This window comes from Exiguobacterium sp. s132, assembly GCF_018617235.1.
In the GTDB taxonomy this organism is placed as follows: Bacteria; Bacillota; Bacilli; order Exiguobacteriales; family Exiguobacteriaceae; genus Exiguobacterium; species Exiguobacterium profundum.
Genome location: NZ_JACSJU010000005.1, coordinates 70,945 through 90,431, shown reverse-complemented (window position 1 = coordinate 90,431; position 19,487 = coordinate 70,945). Strand labels below are relative to the sequence as shown.

General features: G+C 36.6%; 18 protein-coding genes and 1 pseudogene. 10 read left to right on the top strand and 9 right to left on the bottom strand.

Annotated features, from left to right (window positions below):
* Positions 1 to 24: 24 nt before the first annotated feature.
* The 3 genes from KNO78_RS14615 to KNO78_RS14605 all read right to left on the bottom strand — a co-directional run bounded on the left by KNO78_RS14615 (position 25) and on the right by KNO78_RS14605 (position 3,753).
* A complete protein-coding gene (locus KNO78_RS14615) occupies positions 25 to 3,201 on the bottom strand; it encodes a type 2 lanthipeptide synthetase LanM family protein (RefSeq protein ID WP_214691661.1) in 3,177 nt (1,058 codons plus the stop codon).
* Positions 3,202 to 3,286: 85 nt separating this feature from the next.
* Positions 3,287 to 3,493, bottom strand: a complete 207-nt coding sequence (locus KNO78_RS14610) for a mersacidin family lantibiotic (RefSeq protein ID WP_214691660.1) — start codon at positions 3,491 to 3,493, stop codon at positions 3,287 to 3,289.
* A gap of 20 nt (positions 3,494 to 3,513) precedes the next feature.
* Entirely contained in the window at positions 3,514 to 3,753 is a 240-nt protein-coding gene (locus tag KNO78_RS14605; protein ID WP_214691659.1) for a mersacidin family lantibiotic, read from the bottom strand.
* A 216-nt stretch (positions 3,754 to 3,969) separates the two neighbouring features.
* Between KNO78_RS14605 and KNO78_RS14600 the strand changes: the two genes are divergently transcribed.
* From KNO78_RS14600 to KNO78_RS14585, 4 genes are all read left to right on the top strand, one after another.
* The gene (locus KNO78_RS14600) at positions 3,970 to 6,114 is read left to right on the top strand and encodes a peptidase domain-containing ABC transporter (protein ID WP_214691658.1); all 2,145 of its coding nucleotides are present in this window, start codon (positions 3,970 to 3,972) and stop codon (positions 6,112 to 6,114) included.
* Positions 6,115 to 6,146: 32 nt separating this feature from the next.
* A complete protein-coding gene (locus tag KNO78_RS14595; RefSeq protein ID WP_214691657.1) occupies positions 6,147 to 7,571 on the top strand; it encodes a S8 family peptidase in 1,425 nt (474 codons plus the stop codon).
* 47 nt (positions 7,572 to 7,618) lie between these two features.
* Complete coding sequence (locus tag KNO78_RS14590) at positions 7,619 to 8,665, top strand: M50 family metallopeptidase (protein ID WP_214691656.1); 1,047 nt, start codon at positions 7,619 to 7,621, stop codon at positions 8,663 to 8,665.
* Positions 8,666 to 9,409: 744 nt separating this feature from the next.
* Positions 9,410 to 9,649 carry a hypothetical protein gene (locus tag KNO78_RS14585; RefSeq protein ID WP_214691655.1) on the top strand — a complete coding sequence of 80 codons (240 nt, stop codon included), beginning with the start codon at positions 9,410 to 9,412 and terminating at the stop codon, positions 9,647 to 9,649.
* Between the two features lie 661 nt (positions 9,650 to 10,310).
* Here the strand turns inward: KNO78_RS14585 and KNO78_RS14580 are convergent.
* Entirely contained in the window at positions 10,311 to 10,481 is a 171-nt protein-coding gene (locus KNO78_RS14580) for a hypothetical protein (protein ID WP_214691654.1), read from the bottom strand.
* A gap of 327 nt (positions 10,482 to 10,808) precedes the next feature.
* Positions 10,809 to 10,928, bottom strand: a pseudogene (locus tag KNO78_RS15660) (JAB domain-containing protein); the annotation flags it as partial.
* 370 nt (positions 10,929 to 11,298) lie between these two features.
* On the opposite strand from KNO78_RS15660, the gene KNO78_RS14570 reads away from it, so the two are divergent.
* A complete protein-coding gene (locus KNO78_RS14570; RefSeq protein WP_214691653.1) occupies positions 11,299 to 11,475 on the top strand; it encodes a YolD-like family protein in 177 nt (58 codons plus the stop codon).
* A gap of 990 nt (positions 11,476 to 12,465) precedes the next feature.
* Here the strand turns inward: KNO78_RS14570 and KNO78_RS14565 are convergent.
* On the bottom strand, positions 12,466 to 12,777 hold the full coding sequence (locus KNO78_RS14565; protein ID WP_214691652.1) for a hypothetical protein: 312 nt from the start codon (positions 12,775 to 12,777) through the stop codon (positions 12,466 to 12,468).
* 316 nt (positions 12,778 to 13,093) lie between these two features.
* Between KNO78_RS14565 and KNO78_RS14560 the strand changes: the two genes are divergently transcribed.
* Both KNO78_RS14560 and KNO78_RS14555 read left to right on the top strand, forming a co-directional pair.
* Entirely contained in the window at positions 13,094 to 13,546 is a 453-nt protein-coding gene (locus tag KNO78_RS14560; protein WP_214691651.1) for a LytTR family DNA-binding domain-containing protein, read from the top strand.
* 14 nt (positions 13,547 to 13,560) lie between these two features.
* The gene (locus KNO78_RS14555) at positions 13,561 to 14,091 is read left to right on the top strand and encodes a hypothetical protein (RefSeq protein WP_214691650.1); all 531 of its coding nucleotides are present in this window, start codon (positions 13,561 to 13,563) and stop codon (positions 14,089 to 14,091) included.
* A gap of 381 nt (positions 14,092 to 14,472) precedes the next feature.
* Here KNO78_RS14555 and KNO78_RS14550 read toward each other — a convergent pair whose 3' ends face one another.
* Positions 14,473 to 14,670 carry a hypothetical protein gene (locus tag KNO78_RS14550; protein WP_214691649.1) on the bottom strand — a complete coding sequence of 66 codons (198 nt, stop codon included), beginning with the start codon at positions 14,668 to 14,670 and terminating at the stop codon, positions 14,473 to 14,475.
* 510 nt (positions 14,671 to 15,180) lie between these two features.
* Between KNO78_RS14550 and KNO78_RS14545 the strand changes: the two genes are divergently transcribed.
* Genes KNO78_RS14545 through KNO78_RS14535 form a run of 3 tightly spaced genes read left to right on the top strand, consistent with a single transcriptional unit; the run spans position 15,181 to position 17,319 of the window.
* Positions 15,181 to 16,074 (top strand): S8 family peptidase, encoded by an 894-nt coding sequence (locus tag KNO78_RS14545; RefSeq protein WP_214691648.1) that lies wholly within the window; start codon positions 15,181 to 15,183, stop codon positions 16,072 to 16,074.
* 3 nt (positions 16,075 to 16,077) lie between these two features.
* Positions 16,078 to 16,803, top strand: a complete 726-nt coding sequence (locus tag KNO78_RS14540; protein WP_214691647.1) for an SAR2788 family putative toxin — start codon at positions 16,078 to 16,080, stop codon at positions 16,801 to 16,803.
* Positions 16,804 to 16,806: 3 nt separating this feature from the next.
* Entirely contained in the window at positions 16,807 to 17,319 is a 513-nt protein-coding gene (locus KNO78_RS14535; protein ID WP_214691646.1) for a hypothetical protein, read from the top strand.
* Positions 17,320 to 17,660: 341 nt separating this feature from the next.
* Here KNO78_RS14535 and KNO78_RS14530 read toward each other — a convergent pair whose 3' ends face one another.
* A complete protein-coding gene (locus tag KNO78_RS14530) occupies positions 17,661 to 18,038 on the bottom strand; it encodes a hypothetical protein (RefSeq protein ID WP_214691645.1) in 378 nt (125 codons plus the stop codon).
* A gap of 489 nt (positions 18,039 to 18,527) precedes the next feature.
* Positions 18,528 to 19,013, bottom strand: coding sequence for a YxiG family protein (locus KNO78_RS14525; RefSeq protein WP_214691644.1), 486 nt, complete (start codon positions 19,011 to 19,013; stop codon positions 18,528 to 18,530).
* Positions 19,014 to 19,487: the final 474 nt, after the last annotated feature.

The following is a 19,487-nucleotide window of genomic DNA, read 5'->3' as shown; positions in this document are numbered from 1 at the left end:
TATTTTAATATATAATTTATCTTCTCATATGTTTTCAAGAGTAAGAATTGAAGGAACATCACAAGGGAACATTACTCTTAAAAATTGATATCCGATACCAGAGAGACCTAAAAACATCCCAGGTATCTGCACATGATTTGTAAGCCCTGTTAAGAATTTTTCGTTTTTCTGTTTCTCCTCAATAACTTTCATGACTATCTTTTTTGAGATTTCCAGATGTTTCTCATCCTTAAATTCTTCATACGCTAAACAATACAATTCACTTGCACCTAAATCACCATGGCATAGTGAATGTGTATGACCGAGACCATTTTTTAACGTCGTCTCAAGAGCTAATTTTATTTCTTCGTTAACTGTTGTTTCCTCTGATAAATATTGATTCAATAAAATTCGACTGATGCCGATTCCCGCAGAACCATTGCACCAATGATGAGAGTTATATTGATTATTACGAAGATCGCACCAATTTTCTTTTTCTTTATTCATTAAACTCTTGTCGTATTTAATTGCTTCTTCAGCTACATACTTAAACTCTTCTATACTTGTATGTTCATATAGTTTAAATAGTGCACATGCAATACCACTAGTACCGTGTGAAAGTCCACCTAATAGTAGTTTTTCATTGTCTGAACTTTTCCATGCAATTCCTTCACTTAACCGCACTGAATGGTTCAAAAGGTGATGTCCGTATTTAATTGCCAGATTCAATACATTAATATCTTTTGTCGATTCATAAAGGTTTACAAGTACAATTATGATTCCACTACTTCCACCCAATAAATCTAACAATTCTTCTTTTTCAATATTTTGTTCTAACATTTTCACAACCAGCCCAATATATTCATCCACCTTTGGATTTTCTGTGCCAATTACTTTTTTATAGTGCAATAATGCATAAATTGAAGAAGTATGACCAAAAAATGCGCTCTTGAAATTTAAATTATTTACTTTAGTTAATAATATCGAATTCACTATTTGATCACTTAATACTTTAAATCTAGTTTCTTTTGTTGTTTTATAGAGATACACAGAGAACATTAAAATCCCACTTAGTCCATTATATAGGCCGTTACCTGAATTAGAAATCTCCCATTGATTAAAATAATTAATATCTAAGGTAGTCCATGTAACATCGTTAAAATCTCCATAAATACCTGTGTCAATCAGCCAATCTCCAATCGAAATCGCTTCAAGAAATACTAAATTTTTATTATAAGATTGAACATTCTCCATGTCGCATTTGATAGTATTAAGACTATCAAAATTGTCATGTCCTTTACCTTGGATTGATGTATCAATAAACAATTTCTGTTCTGAGATTATATTTATGTTTATCCCTTCAATACGTTCTTTGACGAAATCTAAACTTGATTTCTTTTGATATGCTTTAATTTCTACTCCCTCTCCAGACATCAAGCTCGTCGACCCTGGATAAGAATAAAAGAAAGGAATATCATTATTCAATAGATCTCTCTTCTCATGAGATATTGGTTCCATTTCTAAAAATGTAAACCATATCTTCTCCATCATTTTGTCTCTTTCAATCCAGTCTCTTAAATAGTCAGGGTGACTTCCTTCAATGATAAAGTTTCCATAGTATTGTGTTGGACGGAGAATAATTCGAATGATATCTGATTTGAAGCTATCTAAAATGCCACCATCAGCTATGAGTTCATTTTTATTCTCTAAAACTATTTCCATTACCTTATCAAAGCCTTTAATGATGTAATCTACATAATCGTTTGGCGGAATAAGTAATCCATCTAAAATCGGAACATTCTGATCTAGTTTATTAATGACTGATTTTTTTAACCCAAATTTAATTTCATCGGTCTGATCATTTTCGATAGCAAAAATATCCAAAGGTAATGGTTCATTTGTAATACTCATCCCGCCAAGGTCAATACCCTTCCCTTCCGCGCTTTTAAAAGCCAAATGAGGGAGTAAGCCAATTGATAACACAGAATCATTAATTTTATGCCGAGCTTTATATTCAGCTGTCACTTTTTCATTTTCATCAACTTGTCTTTGATGGTGAAAAATTGTTTCAATATCAATCAGAATTGGAGAATCTCCATGTGCAATGACATTTTCAGAATGAAAGTCAACTCCATTAATAGAGTATAATACTCCGATAAGTCCACCTAATCTCTCGTAGTATTTCCTAACATCTTCCTCAGATTCACAGCTTTTATATTCTACCAATTCTTCCCAAGCATAATCTTCTGAAGTATAAGATCTGTAACTCTTAAACTGAGGGGAGAAGTTTTTCTTATTAAACCAATTTAATAAGTTATTGAAGTGAGCTGATAGCCCTAAATTTTTTGGTTTATATAATATTTCTTTTCCCGATTCGAACTCAAACCGCATTACTGTTTTACCTCGTTGATGAGAGTCACCCAAATCACTTTTAATAGATACCAACTTCTCATCTGAAAAATTAAACATCGGTTGTAAAACAGAGTAATCTTTCTCAAGATTTCCTAAAGCTTCTTTTATATTTTTTAAGTAATCACTACACTGCGTATAAAGAATCTTTGCCAAAACCGGATACTCACTATAAAAAAAGTGTAAATAATTTTCTTCAGCAAGACAATTTTCTATGAAAAACTTGTAGCGGTCGTTAGAAGTTTCTCCTTTTAATTCGCCCATTTCTTTTGAAACGTGTAACTCAAAAATTACAGCTCTAATTCCGTTTTTGATTATTCCAGTTTCAAGATTAACTAATAGTGAGTCAATGAGTTTTTCAGAATCAACCTTAGTTTTCAAATATTGATTTTCATCAATGAATTCGACCAAGTTTTTATTCACCCATAAATAAAAAGGCCTAAATGCAAGGCTCATTGAATGTTCAGAGACTTTAGAAATCGGATTTTCCGAACAAAGATCAAATATGTCTTTCAATTCTTCATACCACATTGGTATGAAGTCTCTATTGATTTCTTGTTCTATATATTGTTCATCGTTTGACAACTTAAGAATATGTGCAAAATCTTCTAAAGTTAGATTTTCAGATTTTACCCTCTCTAATATTGAGGAGTCAGACATATGTGTAAAAGACTTCCATTCATCAATAATATTCTTTATTTCTTTTTCTGTAAGTCTTTCGTTCGGAATAAAGGCCTTACGTTCTTCAATCGAAAATGCTTTTTTTAACTTTTTGAACAATAATACTTTACCTTCATGAGTGATAGTATTCATTTTATACACCTCTATTAACTCAATTTTTTTACATAATAGAGCGCTATAACGTTAAAGACATTATAGCGCTCTCGATTAAAATATATTATTTGTTCGGACCGCATTTAAATAGCTTGGACATCGCTACAGAGAACGTTATTCCACCTGTAAAAGCGCATAGGGTAGTAGTTTCGGGTTGAACATCCCCTCCACCACTTACCAGTGATAGTTCGTCTTGAGATAATGCGCGAAGTTTCTCTCCAGCAGGATCTGCTGATTTAGACATTTTCAAAATCGCTTCATTTCGGTTCATACAATTGTCCTCCTCTTGAATTAACATTTAGCGTTAGAAAGAACTCCACTTACAATTGTCCCACCAACGTATGCACATTTTTGTGAACTTAATCGAATTCCAACACCGATGCAGAGGTATGTAGAAGTTGTAGGCGTAAGCTCTGCACCAACATCTCCTCCTCCATTTACACGTGATAATTCTTCCATTGACATTGCTGTCAAAGTGTCTCCAGCAGGATTGCTAGATGCGACTTTCTTTAACGCTTCGTTTCTTAGCACTATAATTCCCCCTAATATTTTTTGCGATAATTTTACATTATTCGCATGACAAATGTATCTTTAAGGAAAATAAATGTCAATAATATTCTCAAAAGTTAATATATATAAAAAAAGTAACATATAAATTCAAATGTTACTTTTTTTACTATTTTTAATAAAATATGATATATTTGTATTTGGTTTTAAAGTTTTTATGATTTGAGGTGCACTATAACATTGAAAAAGATACACTACATTGAACAAATGGAGCATAGTGAATGCGCCTTGGCTTGTGTTGCCATGATTTTTAGTTACTATGGTCGACACGTCACATTGACACAACTGAGAAATGATTTTGGTATACCAAAAAACGGAGGTTCATTCTATCATATTTCACAGATTGCTATGAGCTCTGGTTTGAAGTCTTTGGGATTTAGAGTCTCCACTAGTCAAATTCAAAGAAACGATTTACCTGCAATTGTGCATTGGAATGAAAATCATTTCGTTGTACTAGAAAAAATAGTAAACGATAAGTTCTACATAGTAGATCCAGAGACCGGAAGAAAAAAAATTTCACGAAATGAGTTTAACTCAAATTTTTCTGAGAGTATTATGTACTTTAATGTAACTAGCGATTTCAAAAAAAAGAAAAAAGAAAGTTATTTACCTTTATTAAGGGAAATAATGTTGAAAAATGTTAAAAAAGTATCGTTAATCATTTTCCTTTCGCTAGCATTACAATCCGTAGCGATTGCTTCACCTATCTTTATTAAGTGGATTACTGATGAAATATTCTCAAATAATTTTGATGAAGTTTTTCAGCTGATAGGATACATAATTTTAATAATGATTGTATTTAATATGTTGTTGACTGGACTCCAAGGTTTTTTTGTCGCGAAACTTCAGACTCAATTAGATAAAAACCTAATGTCTATGTTTGTAAAAAAAATTTTTCAATTACCATACTCGTTTTTTGAGAATCGTTCAAGTGGAGAACTGATTTATAGATCGAACCTTAATGTTTATATAAGACAAATTTTATCGAATAACTCAGTCAGTATATTTATTAACATATTCTTGGTAATGTCCTATCTCTCAATCATGCTCTATTATTCTATTTACTTAACTACTATAGTTCTAGTAATGGCCAGCATAGCTTTGTTTTTTGTTTTTCTAAATACAAAAGTACTTAGAAACTTCTCTGAAAAGTCAGTCTTATCACAAAGTACTGTTCAAAAGTTGCTGGCCGATAACATCTATGGCATCTCTGACGTAAAAATGATTGGAAACGAGGACTCTATCTATTCTGAATGGCTTAATAAATATCTCGAGCAACTATTAATTTCAGAGAAAAGTAACATTTGGAATACTCTGATTCAATCTGTGTCTTCATCTATTCAATTTATACTCCCAGTGACTATACTATGGCTTGGTAGTCAACAAGTTCTTTCTGGAGAAATCACAATTGGAACTCTCGTTTCCTTTAGTACAATCTCCCTATCAATAATGGCTCCTTTGATTTCCATAAGTTCTACTTATATCGACTTTATATATATGTCTTCCTATATTCAAAAGTTGATGGATGTGGTTAATACAAAACCAGAGATAGAGAAGAAAGATGACGACATTGAATTTGTTAAACCCACGATTACAGGAAACTTGAAATTTGAAAAAGTTACGTTTTCACATGACTCATTCAGTCCCCCAATTGTCGAAAATATCTCGTTTTCAATAAAATCAGGTGAACGTGTCGCAATCGTCGGTCCCTCAGGTTCTGGAAAAAGTACATTAGCAAAGCTCATTGTAGGTTTATATAAACAATCCTCAGGAGAAATCTCTTACGATGGAATAAATATCAAAGATGTTGATTTAAAACATTTACGATCACAAATCGGTGTTGTATTGCAGGAAGCTCGTTTGTTTAACAAATCCATTTTAGAAAATATAACGATGGGGAACTTAAAATACGCAAAAAATTTCGACAACGCTGTGCGTCAAGCTAATTTAGAGGAGGTGATTACGAAACTACCGATGGGTGTCTTAGGTAAAGTGTCTGAAGGAGGAGTCAATTTTTCGGGTGGAGAAAGACAACGCATAATTTTGGCAAGAGCATTAATTAAAAATCCAAAAATATTGTTGTTGGATGAGGCTACTAGTGCTTTAGATAACATCTCAGAAAATTTAATTGAGGACAGTATTGCTCAACTCGCTTGTACTCGAATTGTTATTGCACATAGGTTAAGCACTATTAAGAACTCAGATAAAATAATAGTTATGGATCGTGGTAGAGTAGCGGCAATCGGTTCTCATGACGAACTCATGAGAATAAATGATATTTACAAAGAACTATATTTAAACGAACAACCTTCAGAAGTACTTTAATGAAAAATCAAAAAATATAGGAGAGTATCAACATGAAAACTTTTAATAAATTTAGTAAAAGGCTGGCACTAATTGTTCCTGTTCTATTTCTTTTGTCTATAACGGATGGAGAGGTATCAGCAAGCAAAAATAATATCATTTTAACAGGAACCGAGAATCAAACTTTCCTTTTTAAGAATAAAGGAAAAATGAATTCATTCCTTAAAAAGATTGATAATAACGAATATGAAATTAAAGTATTAGAAGAAATTCTATTGGTTCAATTAAAGCCTCTAGTAAGCAAAACGAAAACTGAAAATGAATTGAATGAACTTTCGAGGCAATATGCTCAAAGTATTGTACAACAAGGCGAGTTACCCAAATTTACCAGTGAGTCTAATTTAAAGGTAAATGTTGAGGCAAAGAAAATAAAAGAGAACATGGAAAACACTTCTGCGCATACAATTGTTCCAAATGAGAATAGCATAGAACAAAATGTACCTATGTTTTTCAATTTAGATGACCCTTCACTAAGTCCTTTCAATTGGTATTTGATGCAGACCGTGGATGGTCAGTACGGAATTACTGATAGAGGATTTGGAACATCTGTAGCATTGATTGACAGTGGTGTAGATATAAATCATCCATTGTTAAAAGATCATCTGGACTTAAATCATGCAAAAAATTATGTAAACGATAATCAAAACGTAAACGATGATATGGGACATGGTACTTCAGTGGCCGCTGTAATGGCCAATATCGCTCCCCAAACCAAAATTACTCCATACAAAGTTTTGGATAAAGTAGATGGTGAATCAATTTGGGTTCTTGAAGCGATTATTGATGCGACAAATCATCAAAATGATGTAATAAATTTGAGCCTCGGCACTTACAAAAATTCTAATATACATGATGAAGCTGTACTCATAAAGGCATATGAACGCGCAATCGAATATGCAGAAGATAACGGAACAATTGTTGTCGCTTCATCCGGGAATCGAGCTGAAAACTTAGACAAGTTGAAAAAATCGAAAACAGTTCATCTTCCTGGAAATATTAAAAATGTCATCACTGTTTCAGCAACAAACATAAACACTCAAATTTCAAGCTACTCAAATACCGGTAAGAACGTTGACTTCACTGCACCTGGAGGAGATTTAGATGAGAAGTCAGGCCTCTTTGATTTGATAGTAAGTGCATATCCATTTTCACTTGCTCAAAATGAACTTGATGCATATGTGGGTATGCCGGAAGGATACACATTGACTTATGGTACAAGTATAGCCGCTCCACAAGTAAGTGCCACTATATTAGTGGTAAAGTCAAGAATGACTCAACAAGATAGAAAGAAAGTCTCTAACAAATCTGTTATTAAAGTTCTCAAAAAATCGGTTATCGATTTAGGTTCGCCCGGACGAGATGACTTATATGGTTACGGGCAGATAAATCTACGCCAAACTCTTGACTATCTCCAATGATGTAAATTAAATTTCCGAACTTTCACACTTAGAAGGAGGCTTTGATTTTGAAAAAATTACTCTCACCACCATATGTCACTGGTTATTTATCTCTCATATTCTTCTTAATGTACTATTTCTCCCCTTCAGATCGGCAAGATTTATTCTTTTATGCTTCCTATTTGAGTGGATTTCTACTTTCAATAACTATTCATGAATTGGGACATGTATTGTTCGGATTGAATGTTGGACATCGTTTTTTATACTTCACAACAGGACCATTGACTCTAGAAAAGTCAGCGAACAAAATCAGAATAGTTCCTAACGTTAGTTGGATTGCATTCGGTGGTACTTCAATGATGCTTCCTTCTTCATTTGAAAAAGAAAAAATGATTAAAAATGAAATATTATATGCCATTGGTGGTCCGCTTTTTTCTTTATCGACCTCGATAATTAGCTATCTCTTATATTCAATTTCAAACTATTCATTCTTCTCATTCTTTGCGCTGATGAATATGGGACTGTTTTTAATAACAATATTTCCAACAGCTGCCGGGAGTGACTCGGATGGTTATATTATCCAAAAGTTATGGAAAAGAGACAAGGAGTCCATGCTTTGGATTGACCAAATGATTCGTAGCAAAGAACTTTCGAGCCCCCTCAGACCTAAACAATGGAATAAAGAGAGTATTAGTGCTGCAAAAAATAACCCCACTGATTCACTATCAGCTGTTATGGTGTACTACTATGAAATAGACACGAATAATTTTAATAATGCGAGAGAAGTAGTATTAAATAACTTTGAACTACAAATACCTGATCGAGTAGATATAAAGCTTGCTTACTTTACTCAAATGAGTCAACTCAATCTCTTCTTTAATAAGAAAAATGAGCTCGAAAAAATAAAAAGATTACAAGAAAAACTCTCTCCGTTAGAAGTTATTACTTATGAGCGCGGTAAAGCAATGATTGCATTTTTAGAGAGTGATGTATCAAAAGCAAAACTTCACTTACAAAAATCTGACGACTTTATCTCTCATGGTATTAAGAATTTCGGTTTTTTCTATGCCGAAGCAAAGTTAAATAAATTAGTAAGAACAGAAATTGATATTTAAATTATACTATTATGCGTTAAACTGCCTAAAGAATAGACAGACAATAAACACCCTATCTATCTTGATATACTCCCCAATAGGTAGACAGAGGAAATTACAAACCTGTTTATCAGATTGAAGGCACTGAAAAACTCAAGATGACCTCGTCAGACGGGCGAAGATCGACCTCGCTTACATATATTTTCTCGATTTTTGCGCCGGAAGATGATGTCATCAACCCGTCGTCGCTCACGAAGTTCCACCGTCAGCTCATAGACGATGAAGAACTCCTCGACAAACTGATCAAACACGGTCGAAGTCGCAAAAGAAATGGGACTGCTCAAGGGACGGACTTTGATCGTCGATGCGACCCATTCACGGGACAAGTACGGGCAGAAACCGATTGGACAGGCGATCATCGAGGATACAAAGATAGTGCTACAAGGAATCCGACGCAGCGAAAGGGCGTTTCCTGGAGAAGGTGGACGAGACAGATTTTGCCGCACAGCTTTCCTATGCGCTCACCTTCGCCGAGACTGTCAAGACCGAGATGTCCGAGTTGATGGTGCGCAAACACATCCGCGACCGGGTGAACCTCGAACGCGAATTTGCGGAGGATACGCACGTCGAACTCCGAGTCTCCCGGAACACCGATGCCCGGACACAAGAGCGCCGACTCCGCTTTTTTCGGTTACAAACATCATCTCGCGATGACAGAGAAAGGAATCATCACGTCTGTTGTCGTCACAACTGGGGAAGCTCCAGATGGCCCACAGTTGGCGAGCCACGTGGAAAAGAGACACCAAACCTGGCGCAGAGTTCGACCACATCGTAGGCGACGCGACCTATTCAAGCCGAGACATTTTGATCTATGCTGCTTCGCAAGGGTACAAGCTCGTCGCGCCATTGAACCCGCAAGTCTATCCGCCAGCAGCGAACCGGGTGACGAAAGGACATCGGAAAGAACCAGGTGGAAACTTACTTTTTCGTCATCGAGCTATGTAAACAGTGCCCGCTGCGCGAAGGTGTTACAAGAGCGGAGCCATATCAAAATCCTACAGCGTGTCTATAAAGTTGTGGGAACATAGCAATCAAATCGACTGCGAGCAGACCGATGATTTCAAGGACCACCGCCGGAAACGATTCGCCATTGAAGCGAAGAACAGCCAGCTGAGAAACAAGCACTGTCTGTCGCGAAACAAGACGTCAGACCTGAAAGGCATGACGTGACCGAGCGCAATGAGCTTCATTGCGGTCAACTTGAAGCGAATCATCACCCTAAGGAAAAAAATAACAGGATAAGGGCAAGGAAAAAAGGACGATTGTCCTGACATAAGTCGGTCCAATCGTCCTTTTCTCTGTTTATTCTCGGATAGAGCGAAGTTTTTTCAGTGCCCTCATCTGATTGGAGAGTTTTTCTACGACAAGAAGTCAGCATTCAATTAAACAAAACTGAATACACTAGGTAAGATGGATGAAGAGGCATATACATATATCTCGAAGGAAATCGAAGGGACTCATCACGTCTTATCCCTTTCAATTTATATAAATCGATTCCCGATACTTATATGTTTCACGCCTCGTTCAAACACTCACGAGAGATAGAAATTAAAAATGTATACACGTATACCAATCGACAAGTATGCATGTATACTTATTGAAACGATCAATTATGTACTTGTAGCGTGTTCGTATTGAAGAAGACCGTCACTTCACAAAGAATATCCATGCTCACCAACTCGAATGCCTCAGGGTCGATGTCCATCCGTTTAGGAAGTTTTCTAAGCAATAGCACTTTCATCTCTTCAATCGTTTGCTGGTCCAATGTGTGATTCATTTGAATCATCCTCTCCTGTTGATGGCTCAATGATACCTTGAATCTGACCACCCGACATCTCGGCTTACGTAGGAAAAACGATCATTTTCACCAAACAAGCACTCATTGCAAAGATAAAGCAACGCGATTTTTTTATCCCTTTGTCTTCTCACCAAACCGTTTGTTTTCGCCACGCGAAAACATTACTTTTCCCGGATCCGAACTTTGAATCCAGGCAAGAGCCACGCGAGTCGCCAGTCTCATAAAAGAAAAACATATGTTTTTCCTCCTTGCCCTTACCGGACGGACCGGGACCGGGACCGGTCCCCCGGCCCCACTCCTTTCCATTCACCCCATGTAATCTCGCTGTTTCATGCTGACGTACAACTCGTGCGCACCGAGGATGAGGTGATCGAGCACAGGGATGCCGATGAGGTCCCCCGCCTTATGTAACCGTTCGGATAAGCTGTCCTCAGAACGAACACCGTTGTGCGTCCTGTTGACGGGAACGCAGTGAGCGTCGGGAGACGGTGCAAGGGCGACCGCAGGGAGAGGCTAAAAAAATGCGTAGAGCAAACGGAAGGACAGGCTTCCGTAGCCAACGAGCGAAAAGCCTCGCTTTGAGCCAAAAGCGAAGGAAGACGGGGCCGGAGGGCGCGTCATTTTTTTGACGTCCCTTGCACCGACGACCAGCGAGCTAGAGTACGGAAACAGGACGCACGGATCACCAATCACGTAAAAAGCTGTTCAAACGAGACAAATCGGGTATAAAACAGGAACAAACGTTCTTTTTATTTGGAGGGTGATTTTTATGACGATGTATCGCGATTAGGGTGAGATGAAATGGATTTCATTCCTCATACCCGAGCACAAGGCGTTATTGACGAAGTACCATAAGGAGATTCAAAAGATTGAAATGCGTGATGTCGATGAACAGGTCATATCGGTCTATGAGAATGTGCTGAATGACGCGATTTGCAGCGGAGATATGGTGGAGGTGCGGGAGAGAGAGTAGCTTTATATTAAATAAATCACAGTAAGCGGTTTCAAAAAGTCATAATAACGCTCTAAAAAATTTTACATAGAAGTAACTAATAGCTTAGCATTTAAACTAAAATATACATTTATAATATCAATTAGGGGTTTGTGCCATTTTATAAATAACTTTATACTATAAATTGAAATAAATTCAATCTAAGGAGGATATCCATGAGTAGGTCACTTTTAATTACTATCAATATTATAACTGGTTTAGTGGTTACAGCTCTTACTATAATAGCTTTAGGGATAAGTGGAATGGCAGAAGCAACTCAGCCACTATCCAGTTATTTTTGGTTGACTTTGTTTGCTGTATGGTTAGTAGGTTTAGCATTACAATTTAAGAGTAGAACCAGACTAATCGGGTTACTGATAACATTCCTCCCCATTGTATATATGGTAGTTTCATTTCTTATCGAGTTCCTCTAACACTTAAAGTATTTATTTCCTGTGTAAATGAAAATAATCGAATATAAGATGAACTGAACCCTGAATGACAGACACTCGATAAAGAGTACTCATTCAGTTTTTTTGCGTGCGGTCGAATCGATATAGTGAACCTATTCATTCAGACGGGGGAACGCATCCATAGGTTAAATCATCTTCAACGAACATCAGCTCAGGCAGCCAAAGTCAAATCCAAACGTGGGGTCGGTCTCGGACCGGTCAATCCATTACACGGGCGACTTTAATATACTGGCCGTCTTCGAGAATCAGGAAGAGAGGAGCTGTTGACCGAAAGTCGTGGAAAATGTCTCGACAACGCACCGATCGAGTCCTTCTACTGGCATCTAAAAAATCTTGTTGACCACGGAGAGTACCGAGGCCATCTGATCGCCGTATAGAAATCGAGGCACTTTTTATTACATTGTCCGTAAAATAGGGCTCAGCTCATAAGTCAGAATAAAGTAATTTTAATATAATAAAATTAGAAAAATCCGAATCCAAAACGTCCTATATCCGTTTATCAAGTGATATCGATATTAATGTTCTTTAACTGTTGGATTAAATGTTGTTTTATTACTCGGTCATTCACTTGGAATTCTGCTGGATAGTATTCTGGCTGAAAAATTTCTACTCCATCCTTGATCCATTTTTCTCTGTGAACAGAATGAGCTTCTTCTCTCGATAAGAACACTCCCTCCCTAACTTCAACATCATCATCGTCTCCAAACTGAAATCGACAGCAAGAACAAATCTCAAACGAAGGAAGATCATATTCATTATATGCTGATTCTTCTAAGCCATCATAACCACAAACAGGACAGATATAATCCATCTTTTCACCTCATGAATCAAATATTATTTAAGTGCACCTGGCATATCTTTAAAGTATTCACGTTCCTTTGACGCATTAGGGTGCTTAGGTTTGAATAGGGTGCGAATAACATCAGTTTTAATAATAGAACAACATCTGATGATTAGTTTTGATTCAAATCTCAAGTTTAACTTAGGAAGAGTATCCACCCATTAATGCATTTCATCTGAATATAAGTGTAAAGTACCGTTCTTATATTGTGATATAAATTCCCAATTGTTACACTGACTCTGAAATCAGGTTTCTTTGTTAAACAAATACGAAAGGGGGACGTGATTTGAAAATTAAACTTTGTGTAGGTCAAGATCGATTCGATGAAATAAGATCAATTTTGAAAGAAAAAGGAATAGAAGTGGACGACACTGCTGAACTCGTATTGAGTGAAGTGAATAATTTTATTAAAAGTTTAACCGCGAGAGATAAAAAAACCAATGAGAAACTTATTGTATTTGTAGAAGACATTATTTGTATTGAGTCTTACGGCGATAGTGTTGAAATTCAGACCAATGACTCTTTATACCAGTGCAATGAGCGCCTATACCAAATCGCAAACTCTCTAGAGCCTCAAGCATTTTTACGCATCAGTAACTCTGTCATCATCTCCACCAGTAAAATAAAACAAATAAAACCGACACTTTCTTCAAAATTCATCCTTACGTTAATTAACGGAAAAAAAGTTGATGTCACAAGAAGTTACTATCATATTTTTAAAGACTACTTTCAAATTTAAAGGAGGAATATTTCTTGCCATTTCCAAACTATATCGTTGCTTCATCAATACTATTATTGATATTTATTGTCTCGATCGTTATTTACTTTCAAATTTACAAACGTCATATCAATAAAGCTTTAAAAAGTAATAATGAAAAACGTTCTACGCTTACCCCCCCTTACAAAATCACTATAGTCATGTCTGGTTTTATATTACTGATGGGCATTTTAATTAGCTATTCTGCAGGCTACACGAATGCATATAAGGACTACGAAAAAACGTTGTGGGAGTTCAAACCAACAGATGTGGAGACTTTTTACGCGAAGATCACAGAAATCGATAACGATTCCATAGTAGTTGAAGGAATTGAATTAAATAAAGAAGAATTTCAAGGTACACTAAATTACGACTTTTTTGAAGAACAAATCACAATTTATCAAAATGATGATGATGTTACTGGTCTTCCCGAGTTATCAAATGGAGATCTAGTCTCCATTACACTTTTAACGGATCGCTCAGGTAGTACAGATATTTTTAAAATAGAATTATTAGATCGTGAATGAATATACAAAAAATATTCGCAGATTGCTACTTAAACAGACCATTCTCTACTCACAGGATAATGGACTTTCAAGCTTGTTCACTTTTTTATTCTCTGAATCGAGGCATAACTTTCAATCAACACGTGAATAATTTGTTTATTCCATTCAATTTCGAATATATCCTTGGATAGCTCTGAGACGACGAAACTGACGCCCCCATCCGCAACTACCTATGTCCCATATAGATTACCACGCGGAAATAGTGCGAGTTCCGTCCCTCATCGAACCGGACGAACGGATCCAATCCATCGAACGCATGTTCATCAAGTAGCCGCTCGTCCATCACGCCTCCTCCAAAGACTCACTAGATAAAAACGTATACATGTATACGTTTCGGAACAATCAATTTTGTGCTTGAAGCGTGCTTGTATTAAAGAAGAGCGTCACCTGTTTCAATCGCTCCCCTTCTTTCACTTCACAAAGAATATCCATACTCACCAACTCGAATGCCTCGGGATCGATATCCATCCGTTCAGGAAGTCTTCTTAGTAATACCTCTTTCATCTCTTTAATCGTTTGCTGGTTCAATGTGTGATTCATTTGAATCATCCTCTCCTGTTGATAGCTCAACGATACCTCGAATCGGACCACTCGACATCTCGGCTTGCTTTATTTAAGCCCTAGGCTTGTTTGAAACAAGCCTAGGGCTTACGTTGGAAAAACGACCATTTTCACCAAACAAGCGACCATTTTTTCTGCAATCCACTCATCACAAATAAACATTCATGCAAAGACAGAGCAGCGCGAGTCGCCGGTCTTCGTCAAAGAAAAACGTGCGCTTTTCCTCCTGATGGTCCAAGATAAATCAATTGTGAAACGAAATAATAACCTTTATCGGAAAAAACCAATATTATTACCGCTAGTAAATCCCTAAAAACGGGAATTTAAATTTAAAAAGTCACTCGAGATACAAATAAAGAAAAATGAAGGTTAAAAGTTAAATAATTACATAAAATCATTTCTTGTGTTATATTTTTGAATAAGAGGTAGATGTACAGTTAGTGCAATTAAACATTTCGCTACATATACAAAAAATAAGAAGGAAGAATTATGATTACTAAATTTCCTACTCTAGTAATGACCCTTTTACTCTTACTAATGATTGCAGGATGTGATAAAAAAACAGAAGTCTACAAACAAGAAAAAATGTGTGATCAGAACTGGGCGCTTTGTGCATTATCAGTGTCAAAGAGCGAACCTAATTCAACAAATAAACCCATCAAGATTGCGGTTATGGACACAGGCATTAATAATGATTTGTTGCAATTTAAAGTGTCTGTCGTCAAGGAGTTTAACACGATAAACGGTTCTTCGAGAACCACTCCCAAAAATGCTCACGGCACTATGGTCGCCAGTATCATTGCAGCTACCTCTTTTAAAAACTTTACAATCGGGATTAACAATAATGTTCACTTGTATGATATCCAGACACTGGACGATGAAGCAAAAGGAAATATCACCGATACAATCAAGGGCATCGATTGGGCGATAGAGCAAGACGTGGACCTCATTAATTTCAGCTACGGTTTTTCTCAAGATCATGAGGAACTGAGAAATGCAATTAAACGTGCTCGTGACGCGGGAATCTTAATCGTCGCAGCTGCGGGAAACACGCTCGGTTTATCTACAGACTATCCGGCCCAATATGATGAAGTGCTCTCCATTTCCGCAATAGATAGTACCAATTCAATCTATCCATACGCGGCTAAAGGGAAAATCGACTTTGTTGCTCCTGGTGTAGATGTACCTGTTTTAAACCATGAAGGAATAATGGAGGAACAGTCAGGAACCTCTTTTTCGACCGCCTATGCAACTGGAGTTATTTCTCTACTCCTTCACGATCAAGACAATGATCACTTAATAAAAGAGCTAAGCAAAAATTCAATAAAACTAGGTCCAATGCATACATATGGGAATGGACTGATACAATTCAAGGAGGAATAAATCATGAAGAAGATGTTTATTGCAACATTAGTTTCTTCACTACTTATTGCTAATAGTGGTGTTAGCTATGCAACTGAAAAGGAAGTCAAGATAAATGAAGATTCGGAGCCAACAGTAACCGAAAAAGTCTATGAGGATAAGAACGTCAAGTATGTAGAGTCACATTTGGAGAATGAACAAATTAACATGGAAAGTACTTTAAAGTTCGACGAATTAAATGATGAACTATCTGTTGAGGCCATACTTAAGGATAATGGAACCGAGCTAAAGAAAGAATTTTCAATCACTATTTTAGAACTCACAGACGAGAATAATTTTAAAGCGGTTTTTACTGATAAAGAAACAAACGAAGAGTATGTATATGACACTGCTGAGTTACAAGCTTCAGCCTTGCCGGTTGTTGGTTTAATCGTCGGCGTGATTGCAAAACAGGGGCTTAAAACAGCGATTAAGAACTGGTCAAAATCTGTTGTAGCTTCTATGATTAGATCGGTACCGGCTGTCGCGAAAGAAGCAGCTAAAGATTTAGGATATTCTCAAGTCAATGAAACTTCGCATGGTCAAAAAGTATTTAAAAGAAACAAAGGCAAAGGACCAAAGTATATCTCACCTGACAAAGATGGTCATAACGGCGGTGCTTGGAAAGGCGCAAGCTCCATTAAAAACTTAGGAAGTAAAAAAACACGATCAGGCACATATGATGCTGAACTAAATAGAATAGGAGACTAATTCATGTTTGAGATTGATAAATTTAATATTGTTTTTGATATCACTAAAGAAACGCCATACTTTCAAGTCGATTCAGCACACCGAATCAGATTTAGTATGGACGAGTTAAATCTTTCTTTATTAAAGGACATTCTAAAATCCATTTTTGAATGTTCTCAGCCACTTCATCTCATGTTTGTATCTGAATACATCATGGACAATGTCCGTTGTTCATCAAAATCTAAACTTGGCAGATATCTAACGATTCGAAACTGGAAAGAACACGCTGTGGTAGATGAATTTTCTGGGGATGGTGCTGTTTACACCCTCATTAGAAATCTTAATTTAACAGAGGTCATGAACTATTGTACTCAAGTTTACAAAGGGGACACACAGGCTTATATAGCTTTTTACAACGACGACTTCCTAATGTATGTGAGTACCGACGTGGTTGATATCATTTCTTGGGATGATATCAAAATCCAGAACTTAAAGGAAAAATATGCATCGCATTACAATCGCTATTACGACAATTGAGGGAATCAATCAGACTTCCTCGATTGTCGATTTAGATTAAAGTCTCGGAAAATGCTGGACTCACACTCACTTCTAACAATTGCTCACAAAAAAGACACTCTCGATTGCTTCCAGGGCGTCTTTTTTGTGATTACTCATATGTTTCCCACGTAGCATTAGACACATTTAAAAAGATTCAAAGGTGAAGTCGAACATCAAAATATAATTACTTAACTTTGCTGCTTATGAGATCATAGGGCCGTTGAAAATCCAAACCTATATTGTTCTCAATGACAGGATGAAAGTCGTGCTTAAGTATTTGATAACACCTCATATTCGACCTTGTAAAGCTAACAGTTATTTTATAGATCCTGAATAGGGTATTTATCTAAATCAATGATATCAAACCCTATAAAGCCGGTGTAATTCGCCTCAGAAAAATGGAACTTGATTCCTGCAAATGTTGTTGTACTCTCAATCGGGACATTATTTAAACGTAGAGAAACACAATCTGGTTTTTTCACATAGCAAATATTTTTACTCATTACCTGACTCAAGCTGAGTGTTTCAAAATCTAATAATTCAATTCCTACAACTCGTCCTAACTCATCACAATCTAACTCGAGAAAAGGATTCGAGTCTAGTTCCTTCGTTTCATGTATCTTGTACCTATAGTTTTCAGGGAAGAGATATAGGTATCCCAACCTTAATTTTTTATCAAATGTAATTCTTACACTCATCTCATTACCTCTTTTTATTTTTGTTTTCACTTGATTTTGTATCAGTCATCATACACGATATTTTTGTCTTTTAGTGATAAAGCCTCCACCTTTATATGACTTAGCTATAGGTAGTTCTTAGCAAATGTCTGCCCATCAATCAGATCAACCATAATCCTGACTTAACAGACCTGACTTTTGAAATTTGAAATAGGTAACATTTCTCCTCGAGTACGAAACAGAATCTATACCGAGTCTCATTTCTTAGGCAAACCACGGAGAGCGTTACTTTCGATTACAAATCAGCTTTTCTGTGTTTCGAAAGTATCCAAACACCCGGTACAATAAGTGTGCTCACCACTAGCCCTATTAAACCGTAGGCTAACAACCCTACACCCGACCACCCTCCGATAAAAGTTAAGAATCAAACATGTATACTTCAATTCAGAAATGTGATCACACCACTGCCTTTAAAACTGAGAATCGTTTCTAGAATCATACCCTCCCAAATTAGTCGAGAGTGATTTTTAAACTCTCACTCGATTGAATCAACCCCTCGAAGACATCATCGTTGATTTCGATAGCATTACACTCGATAAAAAAGTGGTCCTTATTATTGACTTGGAAATACATATTCGTTTTTGAAGTGATTGCATTAATCGCCGTCTGTTCAGGGTCTATGCATTTAATTTTGACCTGTCCGAACCCGTTCCTGTGAAAGCCAATCTCGCTGACAAAAACGTTGTCGTCTTTTCCTCGGTCGTTAAGTCTATATGTCGCATCTAGGGTCTCAGAGTAAGCAACCTCCTCCTGATATACATAGAAGGAGAGTACCTCTTTGAATGTGATGTGTGTTCTTACTATCTGTTGCTGCCGTACGCTCTCGACGATGAGTGAAATCGTCTCATGCAAGTAATCGATGTCTAACTTGCTAACCTCCCACCCATTCGCTAAAAATTCTAATGACCTTTGAAGTTCGATATCCTTCTTGTTCATTTTACTTTTACCCCTCTTGTTCATAAGATGTCATATACGCTCCTATTCAAGCGACGCATGTGGACCTTGATCACACATCCTGCTTAGGAAATCGCCCATTACGCAATCGATAAACTAAATACGATAGGCAAATCAAGACACTGGCAGTACATCCATAAATTATCCCACAGACTATGATTATCGTGTAAAGAGCAATCATCCAATCCAACGGATGAAGTCCTCCCGCGTAAATCGAGCTGTTAACGACATCATGAAAATAAATTATATATGCATATATCACGTTGATGACACTAAATACCCAAGAAAACATGAAGTATGTATCAAAATTCTTGTAACGTAACCATACAACCATCATCACACATAGAGGAACCGTATACCCTATCAGCTCATTCCAATACACTCTTTACACTACACTTTCCTTGACACTTGCTCTAAAACCTAGAAACATCATTGAACTTTATTTCTCAAAATCCT